Origin of the sequence: Mesorhizobium sp. WSM4935 (genome assembly GCF_029625735.1) — a bacterium.
Taxonomy (GTDB): Bacteria; Pseudomonadota; Alphaproteobacteria; order Rhizobiales; family Rhizobiaceae; genus Mesorhizobium.
In genome coordinates this window covers 66691-82503 of sequence record NZ_JARTVR010000016.1, presented here as the reverse complement: position 1 = coordinate 82503, position 15813 = coordinate 66691, and the positions used below count along the sequence as shown (strand labels likewise).

Sequence of the window (15813 nt, the reverse complement as noted above, 5' to 3'; positions counted from 1 at the left end):
TGGCTCATGACACCAACCCTCGCTCTTCAAGCTCACGCTTCATATCGGCGCCGCGGTCGATGGCGACGCTGTTGCGAACCCAGGCCGCGAATTCGCCAAGCGAGTCCTCCAGCCGGCGGCTCGGCTCGAAGCCGAGCAGCTCGCGCGCCTTGCCGATGTCGGCGAAGCAGTTGCGGATGTCGCCGGAGCGCGCCTTGCCGAGAATTTCGGGCGGCCGCTTCGGCACGCCCATCGCCTCGGCGAGCAGGCGGGCGACGTCGCTGATCGCGTAGGACCGGCCGCTGCCGATGTTGATGGCGTGGCCGGCTGCCTGGCGTTGCTCCAATGCCAGACGGAAGGCGCGGGCAACGTCTTGCACATGGACGAAGTCGCGCTTTTGCTTGCCGTCCTCGAAGACCATCGGCCGCTTCCCGTTGGCAAGGCGCGAGGCGAAGTTGGCGAGCACGCCGGTGTAGGGATTGGCGAGCGCCTGTCCGGCGCCGAAGACGTTGAACAGGCGCAATGCCACCGCATCCGCATCATAGGCCTGACCGAAGATCAGCACTGCACGCTCCTGCGCATATTTGGTCAGCGCATAGATCGAGGCGAGGTCAGGCCGCTTCTCCTCGTCCGTCGGAATCGGCGACAGGCTTTCGCCCGCGGCCGACAACAGGTTCCACTGGCCGTTCCTGATATCGCTTGGCTTGCGGCGGGCATCGTCGATGCGCCGCCCGTCCGGTGTCTCATAGAGACCTTCGCCGTAGATGCTCATCGAGGACGCGACGACGATCCGTTCGACCGGTTTCTTGATCAATGCCTCGAGCAGGGTCGCGGTGCCGAGATCGTTGGTGCCGACGTAGCGAGCGATCTCGTACATGGATTGGCCGACGCCGACCTCGGCAGCGAGATGGATGACGGCGTCGATACCCGAAACGGCTTCGGCCATTGCTCCTGCGTCGCGCACATCACCCTTTATCAACTCGACGCCAGCTGGGATGCTGATGGCCTCGCTGCCATGTACCTGATCCAGAAGCACGTCCAGGATACGCACTTCATAGTTATGTTCGATGAGCTCCTGGGCGACATGCCGGCCGATGAAACCGCAGCCCCCCGTAACCAGTACACGTTTCACGAGAACTCCTTGCGGATTTGGCGTTGGGCTCCCGAACTGCGGGCCAAAAGGTTTGTTCCCTGCTTCAACAAAGTTCCTCCCGCAATGCGCGTGACAATCCGCTGTCGGACTGCCGATCGGTTGGAACATTGCCCTTTGCGCGCTGTTAGGGCCGCGTCGGTCCCGCTGCGAGAAAGGAAAAGCCATGTCCGAGGCGAAGACGACCACCAATCACGACGAAATCCGTAAATGGGTGGAGGAAAGGGATGGCCATCCCGCCGTGGTCCGCACCAAAGGCAAGGGTGGCATCCTGCGCATCGATTTCGGCGAACCGGAAGAAGCGCTCGAGCCGATCGAGTGGGATGAGTTCTTCAGGATCTTCGACGAGAACGATCTGGCTTTCCTTCACCAGGACAAGGCCGAAAGCGGAGGAGAAAGCCGTTTCAACAAATTCGTCGAGCGCGGCGCAAAAAGCTGACCAGGCGCCAGCGGACCCATTTTAGCGCGCTGGAGCGACGGCCGGCGCCGCGCCTCAATCCAACGGCTTGTCTGTCGGCCGCGGCGTCGCACCGGCTTCGTGCCTGCGCCCGGCATTCCGATCGGCAACCCTGCTGTCGAGCTGCGAGGAATACGGCTTCTCGGCAGCGCCGGCGTTTTTCGGAGCCACCGGTTTTGCACCGGCATCGCTGTCTCTTGCGTCGCGACGGGGGCGCGGCAGGCCTTCTGCATTGGGCGTTCTGACAGCCGGCTTGGATGTACTTTTCGGTCGAGCCATGGCAAATCTCCGTGTGTGGATCGGACGACGCGGCGCCCATGCGGATTTGGCCGAGACGCGATATGTCAGCCTTGGGGGCGCATCACCACTTTGACGCAGCCATCCTGCTTGTCGCGGAATTTCCTGTATAGATCGGGTCCGGCCTCAAGGCCGGCGCGGTGGGTGATGACGAAGGAGGGGTCGATATCGCCGCCCTGCACCTTCTGCAGGAGCGGCTCTAGATAGCGCTGGGTATGGGTCTGCCCCATGCGGAATGTGAGCCCTTTGTTCATCGCTGCGCCGAATGGGATATGGTCGACAAGGCCGATGTAGACGCCGGGCACCGAGATGGTGCCGCCCTTGCGGCAGCAATAGATCGTCTCGCGCAGCACATGCGGCCGGTCGGTGCCGAGATAGACAGTGGCCTTGACCTTATCGACTATGGAATCGAAGCTGCCGCCGGCGTTCGCCTCGGTACCGACGCAGTCGATGCAACTGTCCGGTCCACGCCCCTCGGTCATGTCCATTAGGGCGTCGTAGATATCGGAGGTGCTAAAATCGAGTGTCTCCGCCTTGCCGTGGTCGCGCGCCATGGCAAGCCGCTCCGGCACCTTGTCGATGGCGATCACCCGGCCAGCACCGAGCATCCACGCGCTCTGGATCGCGAACTGGCCGACCGGTCCGCAGCCCCATATGGCGACGGTGTCGCCCTCCTGGATGTTGGCATTTTCTGCCGCCATATAACCGGTCGGGAAGATATCGGACAGAAAAAGCACCTGCTCGTCGTCCAGTCCGTCAGGCACCTTGATCGGGCCGACATCGGCGAACGGCACACGCAGGTACTCTGCCTGACCGCCCCAGTAGCCTCCGACGAGATGCGAATAGCCGAACAGCCCGGCGGGCGACTGGCCCATCACCTTGGCCGCCTGCTCGGCATTGGGGTTGGAACGATCGCAGAGCGAAAACAAGCCCTTCTGGCAGAACCAGCATTCGCCGCACGAGATGTTGAAGGGCACGACAATACGATCGCCTTTTTTGAACTTGGTGTGGCCACGGCCGACCTCCACCACTTCGCCCATCGTTTCGTGACCCAGCACGTCGCCCGATTTCATCGTCGGCATATAGCCGTCCATGAGGTGCAGGTCCGAGCCGCAGATGGCACAGCATGTGACTTTTATGATGACGTCGCGATCGTCCTCGATCGATGGATCGGCGACCGCGTCGCACCGGATGTCGCCTTTGCCGTGCCACGTCAGTGCTTTCATCGGACTGTCCTCGACTGGATGTTGCCGGATCGCTGGCCGAACTTGCGCCTGTCTCGAATGTTCCGCAGGCTTCGCCCGTCTCACGCGTTGTTCGCGGAGCCCGGCTCTGCCATCTTGCGATGCTGTTCGGCCAGGGTGCCGGCCGGCGTGACGTGGGCGGCGGCGGCCTGCAGCTTGTTCGCCAAACCGCTGACGACCTGTGCTTCTCCAGCCATCATTGCTTCATAGCCATCTTTGGCCACGTCGGCGGGATTGTCCTTCTCCTGCGTCCCCACTTCGGTATCCAACATGTCGGCGCGCTCGAAGAAGCGGGTCTGCGTCGCGCCGGGCATCAGCAGCGTCACGGTCACACCGCTGTCCTTCAGCTCATGGCCCAGTGCGATGGCGAAGGAATCGATGAAGGCCTTGGTGCCGTTGTAGACGGCCTGGAAAGTGCCGGGCATGAAGCCGGCGATGGAGCCTGTAAACAGGATCCGGCCCCTGCCGCGACGAACCATCTGTTGGCCGAGCCGATGCGCCAGATAGACGGTGCCGGTGATATTGGTATCGATCACGCGGCGAGCCTTGACCCAGTCCTGGTCGACGAAACCTCTGCCCAGGCCGCGCCCGGCGTTGAGCAACAGAAGGTCGATATCGCGGTCGCCAACCTGCGTGATCAATGCGTTGGCGCCTTGCTCGGTCGCGAGATCGGCTTCGACGGCTTCGACTGCGACATTGTGCGACCGCAGCGCCTCCGCGGCCGGCTCTATCGCCGGTTCGTCAGCGGCAATCACCAAGTCGTATCCGTCCTTCGCGCATAGTTTGGCGAGTTCCTTGCCAATGCCGCTGGAGGCGCCGGTCACGACCGCGAGCTTCTCGTTATTCATTTGGTTCCTCCAGCCGTTCAAGAATGGTCTGGCCGAACATGCGACGCGTGCGATTGTTCCGGGCGTTTTGTGATCTGGCGGGCCCGGCGAACATTGCAGCGGCGAAACCAGTGGTGCTCCCGAAGCACGGAACCATTTTTAGGATCCGGCCGTTCCGACGTCAGCTTCGGAGCGATAGCGATGGGCACTTTCTCGGATCTGGATAAAAAGCTAACTGAAAACATTTACGACCATGGAAGCCGTTTGACCGACCGCAGCGCCGATCTGCCACGACGGGTCGTAGAGACGGTCGACCTCCTAATGCCGTTTATTCAGCCGGAGGCGCGTGAGGCGGTGAGGCTGCAAATCCTGGGTATTGTCCACGAACATATATTTGATGAGGTCGAGACCGGGTCTGAAGATCCAGCGGCCGGGGACTAGTTTTCGTAACACTCGATCACGCCAGCCCGTGTAAGGCCTGCTTCCCGCGTAGTGGCAACAAATGGCGCTGGAAGGCGTTGCTCTTCCGTCGATGCATTTCGAGGAGGATCCGAGGTGGCGAACAGCACAGGCAAATCACGAGACGCAGTCGAGCAAGACCACGAGATCGAGCATTTCGCCCGCCAGAACGGGCTCGCTGTCGAGCAGGTAAAGCGGCTCATTGCTGAACATGGGGACGATCGCGCCACTTTGACCGAGGCTGCCAAGGCACTGAAGGAGTCCGGCGATCAAGATGTCGGCGGGGCTGACCAAGTGACAAGGCAGGCACGCCAGCAGGCCACGCCGATGCATCTGGGCAAGACGACCCGGCCGCACTGATCTCTTCCCGCCATTTTGTCAGGATGCGGCAGCACTGAGCCGGAGCTACATGCTAGCTGATATCGGTTGTTTTTCGCTTCTTCATTGGCGGCTTGGGTCTAGTCGCGTGAGGTGGCGGTTTTGCGGGCGAGGGCGCCTCTGTTGGCGGCGTCGCCGCCAGACGCTGTTCCCGCAGTCGAGCCGTCTTTGCTTGGCGCGTCAGTCGTTCTGCTTCAACCAACGCGCGCGCCGCAGCCGATGTGCGCTCATGTCTGCCCTTGTCTATCTTTCGCGCCGTCACCGTGCGTTGTTCCAGCAACCGTTGGAGCGCCCCCAACTTGCCCGGTGGGCGGTTGTTCCGAACGGCAGGACGCGAAAGGATCGAAATTTCTACCCTTTGCCGCCGCGCAACTCCTGGTCCTTTGCTTCGCGCAACAACCGCACGATCGCATCGACCGGAGACGGGGCAGCCGTCGGTTGGATTTTCCGTCGCCACAGATGGCGAAGGAGCTTTTTCAACGTTGACATCAAAAATCACCTCCTGGGCTGTTGAATGGGAGACGATATTTCAGCGTTGGAACGCCACGTCCGTTGGCGAGAGCCCGGCACGGGAGCTACCCGAGCAGCGCGGCAAGCAGGAACACGGCGGCCGCGAGAACCACGGCTGCAGCGATCACCAAGACGGGCCCTTTCCTTTCAGGATGAAGGCCGGACGCATTATCCGGGCGCCGCATTGCATTGGCGAAAGTCGCCTGGTTGGTGAACTTCGCTTCATGTCGTGTCGCGGGGCCAGTCGGATTGGCGCCGTCGCCGGCTTCGGCATCCGTCTCCTGGGGCGCGGCCGCCGGATCGAACCCGGGCGTCTTGTCTTCGGTCATGCCCGCCTGGATTTGGCCTCGGTCTTCGGCAGATGTTCGCTTGCTCGGCGAGATCATGGATAGCTCCTTCGCAACCAAACATCTGTTCGGCCCTGCTGTTCCAACAAGGCCGTCGGAGGTGAAGAAGAATGCCGCCACGACGTGGCGCGCGTTTTCGGGCATGGCACCCATCGCGGAGGACGAGCCGTAGTGGACCCGGAACCTTTCCGATTGGGCCAGCTTTAATCTTCACCGATGCGAAGACGACGAGGCAGCAATGCAGGTTCTCGGAACTGAAATACATGCCGGGCCGGAAGGCACGGTGGTCGAATTTCTCGGCGAGGGCGGCGAAAAGATTGCCGTCACAATGGCGATATCCGACCCGCATCTGACGCTTGACAAAGCCGCCCTCGTCGGCTGCGCCACAGAGATGATGGTCCAGTGTGCGGCTTTCGGCAATACGGACGAGCTATCCGGGCCGGACAGCTATCGCGACATCGGTGGACCTGCGGATAAGCCGCGGGGTCCGTTCACATTCGAGTATCGCGACAACAACAGCGTGCGCCAGCTCCAGGGGGTGGAGTTGGCGAGCCTGGAGGCCGTGCATGACGAGGCATTGCGTTCGGCAATCGATCTGTTGGACGACAGGACCGAAGGCGGGCAAGAGGGCTGGGCCGTCCGCGTCCGCGACGGAAGCGGCAAGATCGTGTCGTCGGTCGACTTCAATGAGGCAAGGCGCGTAAAGGCGGCGGCGGAATGAGGACCGCGCCGCACAGCCTAAGAAAGGAAAAATGATGCTCCCCTTCCTCTCGCTGGACGCGATGGCGGCTCCCAAAGGCGACGGGTTGCACCCAAAGCTTGCCTGCCTGCTCAGGTCGCGCCTCGCGTTGGCTATGCCAGGCGTGGTCATGCTCCACCAGCCCCGGGAGAGCGGCCCGGTTCAGGCCGGTCCCAACCCCGTCGGCAATGTCGACGGGGAGCTGCAAGGGGAAGTGCTTCGGTTTCCCGCCCGGCAAGGTCTCAAAGCGCGACGCCGCAAGGCTTAGACGAGGGCCAGCGCCAACGAGGAGCCCTTCGCCTCCCAGACCGCAACAAGCAGTGAACGCTAGGAGGCAGATATGAGGTCGCCCTTGGCTCTGATCGTGGAAGACGAGTATCTGATCGCTTCGGACGTAGCGAATGGATTGATGGACGGCGGTTTCGACGTCGCCTGCGTGGCCTCCGACCGGGCAGCCCAAACATGGCTGGCCGATCACCGGCCGGATTTGGCCATAATCGACATACAATTGCTGGACGGCCAGCGCGGCGTTGCCGCCAGCCTTCTCAAAGCACTGAGTGTGCCCTTCGTGGTGCATTCGGGCTACGAGCCTGAATTTCAGGCACCCGCCTTTCACGACGCGCCATACCTGCCGAAGCCGGCGGCGATCCAGGATCTGGTCAGGCTTGCAAATCGGATGATCGAAAGTCGAGCTCGAGCCTAAGATCCAGTCGAATTTCCGAGCACGCCTCGGTCCGACACGCCGCCGCTTCCCGCGACGGCCGCCAAATGCGCGGGATTCGGTCTTCCTTCGGAACATTCGGGATGGCCGTCAGTTCGGTGCTGTGCAGGCGCCGCTGCTGGACGTCTGCCGAAGATCGGTGGGCAACACTGATCGGCCCGCGCTTTGGTCCCTCGGGCGCGGGCCCGCCGACCTCTCGCTGGAATTAACCGGTCACGGAAGGATGGATGGGAGCCTACTATGAAACACCAAACGCTCGACCAATTGCACACAGTCGCTGATATTAACCCGTTGGTGCCGCTCGCCACGCGGACTGAAAAGATTGAGAGGTGGGCAGAACTGCTCGACCGCAATCCGCTGCGCTGTCTCGCCGCGCTCACCGGCACTGAATATCTTTACCCAGGGATGCGCGAGGAAGCCCGTGCGGCAGGATCCCCGCTCACGGTTGCCTTTGAGGACCCGCTGCTCAGGGCGTCAGGCTTGCGATCCGACACCTACGGGGAAGCCAGACGTTTCTTTGAGCTGTCCGATTGGCAGTTGCATGAAATCGTCTGCAGCTGCCATGCCGGCGCAACCATGCAGGCAGGTTGGGCTGCTCAGCGCGTCCGCAGGATCATCACCGGCAGTCGTCTGCTTGGCTGGCTGAGAAGCCGCTTTGCGCACTGATTGAAGCGAGCTGTCGGCAGCACCTGAACTCGCTCGGCATCCGATTGCCGGGCCGGAGTTCGGCCCCGGCGGTGTTTGCGTGAATGTGAGTTCACATGAGGGATGTCCTAGAAGACGTGGCAGCACGGAAAGATCAGAGCTGGAGCGCGGCTCAATGCTGAGCGATCCAATGGTGCTGATACTGATGTACTTCGTATTGCCCCTCTGGCTGCTTGCCGGAATTGCGGATTGGCTCTGCCACCGCGCGACGCACATCGAATCGACGACCGGCGCGAAGGAATCGCTGATCCATCTGCTGATGTTCGCCGAGGTAGGCATTCCTTTGCTCGCGGCGATGTTCTTGGAGATCAATGCACTGATCATCGCCGTGATGATGATCATGTTCGTTGTCCACGAGGCCACCGCCCTATGGGATGTGCGTTACGCGACCACCGCGCGCACCGTAACTCCCATCGAACAGCATGTGCACAGTTTTCTGGAAATGATCCCGCTGATGGGCCTTGTCAGCGTGGTTTCGTTGCACTGGGGCCAGTTCCTGGCGCTGTTCGGATTTGGGCCTGAGAAGGCTCGGTTTGACCTCGCCTGGAAGGAGCAGCCACTGCCCGTGGGGTATATTGGAACCGTGATGACGGTGATTCTGCTGTTCGAGCTCTTGCCTTATGTGGAAGAGTTTTTCAGGGGTTTGCGAGCCGCGTCCGGCCGGCTGGTTCCTCCCAAGGCGCGGCGAAACAAAGCGGGCGAGACGGCAACGCGCTGAGCAAGCCTCCGGTCGCGTCGAGGCCCGTCATCAGCCGTTCTGGTTGATCGCGTGAGGCGGAGGCTGCTGGCCGGGCGGGCGCCTGGAGTCTCGAGCCGTCCAAGCCCAGACGGCGACAAGTATAAGCACGATTACCACGGCCGTGGCCCACGTAAACGTTCGAGACATCTGAAATCTTTCCCAAGGGTTCCCGGCTACCCGGCCTGTTGTGCTCGAATGCAGCAGGCCATCATGGCGCATTTGGAAAATCTGATCCCGCATTTCTGCAGCGCCTTCCATAGTGCCTTGATGCCGTCGCCTGGCAGGCCCATCACGGCCTCGACGTTCCCGTCAATCAGGGTATCGACGACAATTTCGGCTGCATTGGCATGGTAAGGCCCCGCTGAATGCCCTCCGAACCAGTAGGTCGGCTGTTGGTTCCCTCGGTGGTGCAAGGCTGCGCCCGGAGGCACCAAGGCAGGTGGGCGAAACGATAGAGGAATTTCTGATTGCTTCGAGGCAACAAAGCTCGAGGGCATAGGCGCTCACAAAGTTTTCGAACCGTGAAAAAGTCTGCTCCGGCCAACGGCTTTGTGGCCGGATCGCCGACGCATGATGAGCCGCGACATCCAGGCTCGTTTGAGCCTTGTCTTGCCCGTCGATGCCTGCCGCGAAGGGTTTTTGGCGAGACCGCGGGAACGAGCGAGCCGGACAAGGATTGAGTTTTATTCGCTGGCGAGAGCGGAAGGAGATTCAGAGTCGAAAGGATTCCCCATGAGCGAGCCACTGAAAACCACAAATCACGAGGTGATCCGGGCGTGGATAGAAGCCCGCCAAGGCAGACCCGCGGTCGCGCGGACCGCGGCGAAGGGCGCGATGCTGCGTGTGGACTTCGGTGACCAGGAAGACGATCTGGAACCCATCGAATGGGAAGAGTTCTTCACCATACTGGACGACAACGAACTTGCCTTTGTGCATCAGGACATCACTGCGGAAGGCGTGCCCAGCCGTTTCAACAAATTCGTCGAACGCGGTTGAGCGCGCCACCAGACGATCAGGCGAACGCACTCGCTCGCCTGGCGCTCACTGATTGCCCGGCATTTTGTTGCTGTCTTGCGGGTTCTTCTCTATGCCGGCCGCCGGGGACGTATCCTGCGGTGCGTTGCCACCCTGGTTCTGCTCGGGCGTCCGCTTCAGCGGGGCCGTTGGCCAGCCTCGCTCGACATAGATGAACGCCCCGTAGCACGCCAGCAGGACCACGATTGTCAGTATCAGGGGCCACAGTACCCGTTTCACGCCGACCTCTATTTGCTCTGCTGGCGGTAACCGCTGGCCGCCGGGTCAAATCCCGTCCAGCCGTCCGCTTCGTATTCGTTCCGCCGTTCGGCGATATCCACGGACCTGGAACCGTGAAGGATCGCTTGTGCGTGCGGAGCGAGGTCATCCTCGACGCGGGCGGTGACCAGCGTGCCGCCGCGGCGGAGGCCTTCAGCATAAATCTGGGCATCACGTTCCGATACATCGGCGCCATCCGTCAGGCTGCCGATGATGCCGCCGGCCGCTCCACCCACGACGGCGCCGGCGACCGCGCCCGCGGCGGTCGCCGCGAGCCAGCCAGCCGCCACGACTGGACCGACGCCGGGTATTGCGATAGCGCCGAGACCAGTTGCCAAGCCACCGGCACCGCCCACGACGGCCCCGATGCCGGCTCCGCTGGCCGCGTCTTCGGCCGCGGGGGAATGTCTGCCATCGGCATTGTTTGCGATGATACTGAGATCGGATGTCGGCACGCCCATGGACTCAAGCTCCCCGACGGCATCGGCGGCATCGTCATAATCGTCGAACAGCGCGGTGATCGTTTGCATCTGGTGCTCCTGTGATGATTACTGCTGGCCGGCAAAGACGTTGCCCTGATAGTCGAGCGCGACGGAGATGGTCTTGCCATCCTTCTTCGCCTGACCGCGCCAGATCCCCTGGCCGTCCTTGGCGAGCGGCGAGACGTCGGTATAGCCGGCGTCTTGGATGCGGTTTTTTGCCTGAGACTCGGTGAAGCTATTGGCGCCCGGAACGGGGGCAGGCGGCTTGGGTGTCGATGCCGACTTGACTGCCGGCATGCCTGCGTTCGCTGCCGCGATCTTCTCGATCATGTCCTGATGCATTTTCAGTGTCGGCAGGGTCTCCGCGGCGAACGCCTTCAGGCTTGGATTGTCGCCGTCCGTGGCATAGGACTGGAAAAGATTGACCGCATCGGCATGCGCGCTGCGCTGCATCTCGACGTAAGGCTGGTCAAATCCTGTCCTGGTGTTCTGCAGCTTTTCAATGTCGCTTTTATGCGTGGCGTCGAGTTGAGCCGGCACTTGCAGCTTCTGCTCCGTGGCGAGCTTTTTCAGCTTGTCATTCGCCGCGCCATGATCGGCAATCATCTTCTCCGCAAAATTCTTGACCTGCTGCTCCTTGGCTCTTTCCTTCGCAAGCTTGCTGGAATCCACCTCGAACATCCCGCCGACGGCGGCCTTGTCGACGAAGGTCTGGGCGTTATCGGCGGCGACGGCCGGAAAGGCGAACGACGTCGCAGCGATTGCCAATGATGCGAGAAGCGTCCGCGTGTTCATGGCCCAAGCTCCTTTGCTCGATGGAATAGGGCCGAACAACCGTCTTGGGGCTTTGTTCCAATCGCAGCCGTTCGGATTGGAGAATGGCGCTGCCGTTCACGTTCAAGATCGCTTTTCGGAGCTGGTCGATATGGTTGCGTATTTTCCCTCATCCATGGTCGCGACCGGGTTGCGCAGATAGTATCATCGCCGGCCGTGCTCGCCGACCTGGCGCGCGGCGCGGCGTCGCCTTGGCCGAGAAACCCAAGCTCTCAAGGTTGCCGCTTCGGCGGCCCCAAGAGACGCCTCGGCGGCTTAGCCGCGCTTGAGCGACAGTTGAAGATTCTTGTCAGCGACACGGAACAAATTTCGCGTGTCGAAGTTAGGGGGAGTTGGACTGCGGGGACTGTGCGATGCTCCTTGCGTTGGACGATGCGATCTCAACGGCTGTTTTGGCCGGCAGAGGTGCAGGCGCGGAGGTCTTCGGCGTCGTCGATCTCAACAGCAAAATCGAAACCCGGATCAGCGCCATCAGCTTAGGACAAGCCATCCAGTTCGTCGCGAATGCGTCAGTGCTTGGATACGATGTTCGCGGTGCAATGGTCTTATATGGCGAACCAGGAACACCAAGCTTGAGGGTGTGGGACTGCGAACATCTTTGGGCGCGATTTGGTGGCGCTCTGCTCCAGCCATAGCGGGCCATCTCTTTTAGGCGCAACCGGGCCGTGCGCGGCAAGGGATGATGAGCCAACGCGTCAAAAAGAGCCGCGGGAAAGGCCACGCTAAGGATCAAGGTGTCGCGGCTCACCTCCGATCGATCACCGGATAGGCTGGCGTTAGAGATTTCCCGGCGCCGACAATGGGGATTCCTGTCCATTCCAGCCCGACCGCTTGCTCCGTCGCTCAGCGGTTCTGCACGGGAGCGGCCCGGCACTCGGCGGCTCGAGTCGCCAATGCGCCGGGCCTAACCGGTGGGGGCTGGAACGAAAAACATGGCACCGGCTGAACCAAGACATATCAGGGTTCGCTAATTTTTTTGCCATGCGAACGAAGGATGCGGGGCGGCCCAAGCAAGAACGGCCGGACGCCGCCGCGTTTTTTGGAGGCACGGCGCACAAGAGTGAGGAGCAGCGGCGAGGACGAGATTCAAATGCGAGCGATGCCAAGAAAACGGTTCGGCTGCCCTGTGGAGACAAGCCCGCCATTTTCGAGCGGCACCTGCGACTGGCAGGATGATTGAATCCGGCCGCCGTTGGTCAGGCGCTCTCGCCTTTCATGCCCCCGCAATCATTCCAAGCATGCCCGCTGCTCCTCATGACCGATGCGCTCAGCCAGATGCCGCCTTGCAGACATTCGGAGGCGCCGGATTAGACCCTATGTCTGTCTATCGGAAAGCGCGTGACATTTGGTCGGTGAGCGGCTTCAGCAGATAAGACCAGACACTGCGCTGGCCTGTGCTTATATGAACCTCGGCCGGCATGCCGGGCTTGAGCACCTTGGCATCCCTTAGGCAACTCGTCTTGTTCTCGACGCTGATGCGTGCCGAGAAATAGGAGAGCTGGCGCTGCGGGTCCTTGATCAGGTCTGCGGAGATCCACTTCACCTCGCCCTGGCAGGCAGGTGTGGTGCCGGCATCGAAGGCCGGGAAACGGATCGAGACCGGCTGACCTGGCTGAATGTCATCCACCCGCGCCGGAGGAATGAGCGCATCGACGACAAGATTGTCCGCATCGGGGACAATCGTCATCAGCAATTCGCCTGGAGCGACTACACCGCCGATCGTGTGGACGGTGGATTGCTGTATCGTCCCCGATTGCGGGGCGCGGATTTCAGTTTTGGTCAGTTCGTCCTGAGCCACGATCTTGCGCTCTTCGAGCTCGGTCCGTTTGGCTTCCGTTTCGCGCAGCTCCTTTGTCACTTCGCTGCGCCTTTGCTCGTCAAGCTGCAGGACCTGCAACTCGGTTTCGGTGATCTTGACCTGCGCCTCCGCGACGGCCGCCGCCAGCCGCCCGGACTCGCCTTTGGCCCGTGTCGCGTCCAGCCTGACGTTGCTGAGCCTCTCCTTCGAAACCAGTTTCTTGGAGTAGAGGGCATCCACATCGGTGAGATCGCGGCCCAGCAAAGACGCGGATTCGTCCATCGCGGCCTGCTGCGCCTTCAGGCCTTCGAGCTGTCGCTGGATCTGCTCGGTCTGGCTGCGAAGAAGCGTTTTTTGGCCGGCCAATTCCGAAGCCCGCGTTTGCAGCAAGGCGCGCTCGCCATCGACCAGCGCCACCACGCCCGGCTTGTTCATCTCCGCTTGAAGGGCGGCTGGGATCTGCATTGTCGTCAGCCCCTGACGCTCCGCCTCCAGACGGGCAAGCCGGGCTGTGGCGCGGTCGAAATCCTCGCTGATGATCTCGAGGTTTGCGCGTGCCAGCGTATCATCCAGCCTGACCAACACGTCGCCCGCCCGAACATGATCGCCATCCTGTGCGAAGATGCCGCTGATCGTGCCGCCGGCCTGGTGCTGCACCTTCTTGGTGTTGCTTTCAACCACCACGGTCGCGGGGGCGATCACGGCACCGGCAATCTCGGTCAGGCCGAGCCACAGCCCTCCGCCAACGACAAGCAGGCAAGTCACCGCCAGGCCAAGGGCCAGGCTTGGGCCGAGACTGCCGGGCGGCTTGAGCGCGTTCGCGCCTGCGGAGGGCGAAACAGCACCGAAGCCAGCATAGGAGCGCAGGTCCGCAAAGAGGCGAGGCAGGACGTCACGCATGTCCGCAAAGAGGCGAGGCAGGACGTCACGCATGTCCGCTTACACCTCTCTGGGTCGGAATGATCGGACGGTGGGTGGGCGGAGCGGGTGGTCGCGTCATGCTCGCCAAGATCTCCTCGCGGGAACCAAACGAACGGACCATGCCGTTGGCCAGCACCAAAACCTGGTCGATGTTGGTGAGAGCGGACGGCCGGTGCGCGACAACAATCACGATGCCTCCGCGTTGACGCACGGCCAGAATCGCTCCGGCAAGTGCCGCGTCACCTTCGACATCGAGATTTGAGTTGGGCTCGTCCAGGACGACCAGAAACGGGTCGCCATAGAGCGCCCTGGCGAGGCCGATCAATTGCCTCTGGCCTGCCGACAGGGCCCTGCCTCCCTCGCCGATGCGGGTTTGGAAACCTTCAGGCAGATGCATGATCATCGAGTAGACGCCCGCGGCCCTCGCGGCTGCGAGCACCCCTTTGGGATCGCTCTTGCCGCCGAATCTCGAGATGTTGTCGGCCACGGTTCCATCGAAAAGCTCAACATCCTGCGGCAGATAACCGATATGGGCGCCGAGCGAATGCGGGTCCCATTGATCGAGAGGGGCCCCGTCCAGCCTTACTTTGCCGTTGAGCGGCCTCCAGGCTCCGACCAAGGCCCGCACGAGCGTCGTCTTGCCGGAACCGCTCGGGCCCACGATCGCCATGCCCGCGCCGCTGGAGAGCTGGAAACTTACATCGAGCACGGTCGGCTTTGGCATTCCGGGCGGCGCGACCGTTAACCTCTCGACCGTCAGCCGCGTCTGCGGTCGGGGCAATTCCAAGGGCTCGATCGGGTCTTCGAATGAATCCAACATTGCCTTGAGTTGGAAATAGCTGTGCCGCGTCGACAGAAAGCCTTTCCAGTTTGCAATCGCCGCATCGACCGGAGCAAGCGCTCGACCCAGCAATATCGATGATGCGATGATCACACCGGGGGACGCTTCGCCGCCGATGACCAGATAAGCGCCGAGGCCCAGCACTGAAGACTGCAGCGCCATCCTCAGCGCTTTCGACAATGAACCGGTTCCTCCTATGATGTCGGAGAGCCGCTCCTGATGCGTCAGGTAGCTATGAACGATGTCGCTCCAGCGCCCGGCCAGTCTGGAAGAGAGGCCCATCGCGTGGACGACCTCCGCATTGCGGCGGCCGGATTCGGCAAGGGCGCGCTGCGAGATCATGGCTTCGGACGTCAGTCTGGCAGGCCCGCGACCGAAGATCTCCGCGACCGCGGTCAGCGCCACCACGACAAGAGCGCCGATCGTCGCCAGCACGCCGAGCGACGGGTGCAGCATATAGATGATCAGCAGGTAGAAAGGAATCCAAGGCGCATCGAATATGACGGTCGGCCCGGATCCCGACAGAAAGCCGCGCAGATGGTCAAGATCCCGCAACGGATTGAGCCTGTCCGCCTCCCGTCCGGCCTTGAGCGGCAGAAGCACCGATATCGCGAATGCCCTTTGGTGAAGATTTCTATAGAGCCGGCTGGCAATGCGGACCAACAGGCGAAGCCGCACGAAGTCGAGCAGCCCGTAGGCTGCGTAAAGGCCCAGCATTCCAATCGTCAACACGACAAGGGTCGGAACGCTCTGGGAGGGCAGCACCCGATCATAGACCTGGAGCATATAGAGAGACCCTGTCAACGCCAGGAGGTTCGTCACTGCTGAAAAAATCCCAACACCGAACAAGCCCTGAGCGCAGTCCGACATTGCGATCCGTAAAAGGGAGGAGGATTCTTGCTTGCTCTTCATTGCCTTCCGATTCACGCGGATAACCGCGCGGCTTTGTTGGAGCTGCCCGAGATGGGAAACTTTGACTGGATATGCCAAGTCCGGGCGATTGCCGGACGTGAAGCGTCGCTAATGTAGCCTACTTTAATCCAAATGAAGCGAAATCGTGGCTCTGTCCCAAAACGGCGCAGTAAAATCGGT

18 protein-coding genes are annotated in these 15813 nt (G+C 61.7%); 9 read left to right on the top strand and 9 right to left on the bottom strand.

Translation table 11 applies throughout. The annotated features are described in order from the left end of the window. Positions 1-4: 4 nt before the first annotated feature. Positions 5-1111 carry an NAD-dependent epimerase/dehydratase family protein gene (locus P9273_RS27105; RefSeq protein ID WP_041003355.1) on the bottom strand — a complete coding sequence of 369 codons (1107 nt, stop codon included), beginning with the start codon at positions 1109-1111 and terminating at the stop codon, positions 5-7. Positions 1112-1295: 184 nt separating this feature from the next. Between P9273_RS27105 and P9273_RS27100 the strand changes: the two genes are divergently transcribed. Beyond that, complete coding sequence (locus tag P9273_RS27100) at positions 1296-1568, top strand: hypothetical protein (RefSeq protein ID WP_041003357.1); 273 nt, start codon at positions 1296-1298, stop codon at positions 1566-1568. A gap of 362 nt (positions 1569-1930) precedes the next feature. Here P9273_RS27100 and P9273_RS27095 read toward each other — a convergent pair whose 3' ends face one another. Both P9273_RS27095 and P9273_RS27090 read right to left on the bottom strand, forming a co-directional pair. Further along, the gene (locus P9273_RS27095; protein ID WP_278051507.1) at positions 1931-3109 is read right to left on the bottom strand and encodes a zinc-dependent alcohol dehydrogenase; all 1179 of its coding nucleotides are present in this window, start codon (positions 3107-3109) and stop codon (positions 1931-1933) included. 80 nt (positions 3110-3189) lie between these two features. Further along, positions 3190-3975 (bottom strand): SDR family NAD(P)-dependent oxidoreductase, encoded by a 786-nt coding sequence (locus P9273_RS27090; RefSeq protein WP_278051506.1) that lies wholly within the window; start codon positions 3973-3975, stop codon positions 3190-3192. A 180-nt stretch (positions 3976-4155) separates the two neighbouring features. On the opposite strand from P9273_RS27090, the gene P9273_RS27085 reads away from it, so the two are divergent. Then, positions 4156-4395, top strand: coding sequence for a hypothetical protein (locus P9273_RS27085; RefSeq protein ID WP_278051505.1), 240 nt, complete (start codon positions 4156-4158; stop codon positions 4393-4395). Between the two features lie 114 nt (positions 4396-4509). Beyond that, entirely contained in the window at positions 4510-4773 is a 264-nt protein-coding gene (locus tag P9273_RS27080) for a DUF3606 domain-containing protein (protein ID WP_041003365.1), read from the top strand. A gap of 593 nt (positions 4774-5366) precedes the next feature. Here the strand turns inward: P9273_RS27080 and P9273_RS27075 are convergent. After that, positions 5367-5792, bottom strand: a complete 426-nt coding sequence (locus P9273_RS27075) for a hypothetical protein (RefSeq protein WP_442920263.1) — start codon at positions 5790-5792, stop codon at positions 5367-5369. A gap of 139 nt (positions 5793-5931) precedes the next feature. Here P9273_RS27075 and P9273_RS27070 point away from each other — a divergent pair, with 139 nt between their 5' ends. The 5 genes from P9273_RS27070 (at position 5932) to P9273_RS27050 (ending at position 9548) form a co-directional block, all read left to right on the top strand. Next, a complete protein-coding gene (locus tag P9273_RS27070) occupies positions 5932-6369 on the top strand; it encodes a DUF6894 family protein (RefSeq protein ID WP_278051504.1) in 438 nt (145 codons plus the stop codon). A 370-nt stretch (positions 6370-6739) separates the two neighbouring features. Beyond that, positions 6740-7090 carry a response regulator gene (locus P9273_RS27065; protein WP_278051503.1) on the top strand — a complete coding sequence of 117 codons (351 nt, stop codon included), beginning with the start codon at positions 6740-6742 and terminating at the stop codon, positions 7088-7090. 258 nt (positions 7091-7348) lie between these two features. Further along, positions 7349-7774: a hypothetical protein gene (locus P9273_RS27060; RefSeq protein ID WP_041003371.1), complete on the top strand. Its 426-nt coding sequence runs from the start codon at positions 7349-7351 to the stop codon at positions 7772-7774. A gap of 154 nt (positions 7775-7928) precedes the next feature. Beyond that, a complete protein-coding gene (locus P9273_RS27055; protein WP_278051502.1) occupies positions 7929-8531 on the top strand; it encodes a diguanylate cyclase in 603 nt (200 codons plus the stop codon). Between the two features lie 753 nt (positions 8532-9284). Next, positions 9285-9548 carry a hypothetical protein gene (locus tag P9273_RS27050; RefSeq protein ID WP_041003375.1) on the top strand — a complete coding sequence of 88 codons (264 nt, stop codon included), beginning with the start codon at positions 9285-9287 and terminating at the stop codon, positions 9546-9548. 45 nt (positions 9549-9593) lie between these two features. On the opposite strand, the gene P9273_RS27045 is transcribed toward P9273_RS27050, so the two are convergent. Genes P9273_RS27045 through P9273_RS27035 form a run of 3 tightly spaced genes read right to left on the bottom strand, consistent with a single transcriptional unit; the run spans position 9594 to position 11122 of the window. Continuing rightward, positions 9594-9806 (bottom strand): hypothetical protein, encoded by a 213-nt coding sequence (locus tag P9273_RS27045; protein WP_052458971.1) that lies wholly within the window; start codon positions 9804-9806, stop codon positions 9594-9596. A gap of 8 nt (positions 9807-9814) precedes the next feature. Beyond that, complete coding sequence (locus P9273_RS27040; protein ID WP_278051501.1) at positions 9815-10375, bottom strand: hypothetical protein; 561 nt, start codon at positions 10373-10375, stop codon at positions 9815-9817. A gap of 18 nt (positions 10376-10393) precedes the next feature. Then, positions 10394-11122: a DUF4142 domain-containing protein gene (locus P9273_RS27035; protein WP_278051500.1), complete on the bottom strand. Its 729-nt coding sequence runs from the start codon at positions 11120-11122 to the stop codon at positions 10394-10396. Positions 11123-11514: 392 nt separating this feature from the next. Here P9273_RS27035 and P9273_RS27030 point away from each other — a divergent pair, with 392 nt between their 5' ends. Next, complete coding sequence (locus P9273_RS27030; RefSeq protein WP_278051499.1) at positions 11515-11796, top strand: hypothetical protein; 282 nt, start codon at positions 11515-11517, stop codon at positions 11794-11796. A 689-nt stretch (positions 11797-12485) separates the two neighbouring features. On the opposite strand, the gene P9273_RS27025 is transcribed toward P9273_RS27030, so the two are convergent. Continuing rightward, complete coding sequence (locus P9273_RS27025) at positions 12486-13892, bottom strand: HlyD family type I secretion periplasmic adaptor subunit (RefSeq protein WP_278051498.1); 1407 nt, start codon at positions 13890-13892, stop codon at positions 12486-12488. Continuing rightward, positions 13885-15633: a type I secretion system permease/ATPase gene (locus P9273_RS27020; protein WP_278051497.1), complete on the bottom strand. Its 1749-nt coding sequence runs from the start codon at positions 15631-15633 to the stop codon at positions 13885-13887. Before P9273_RS27020 ends, P9273_RS27025 begins: the two co-directional genes overlap by 8 nt. Positions 15634-15813 lie beyond the last annotated feature (180 nt).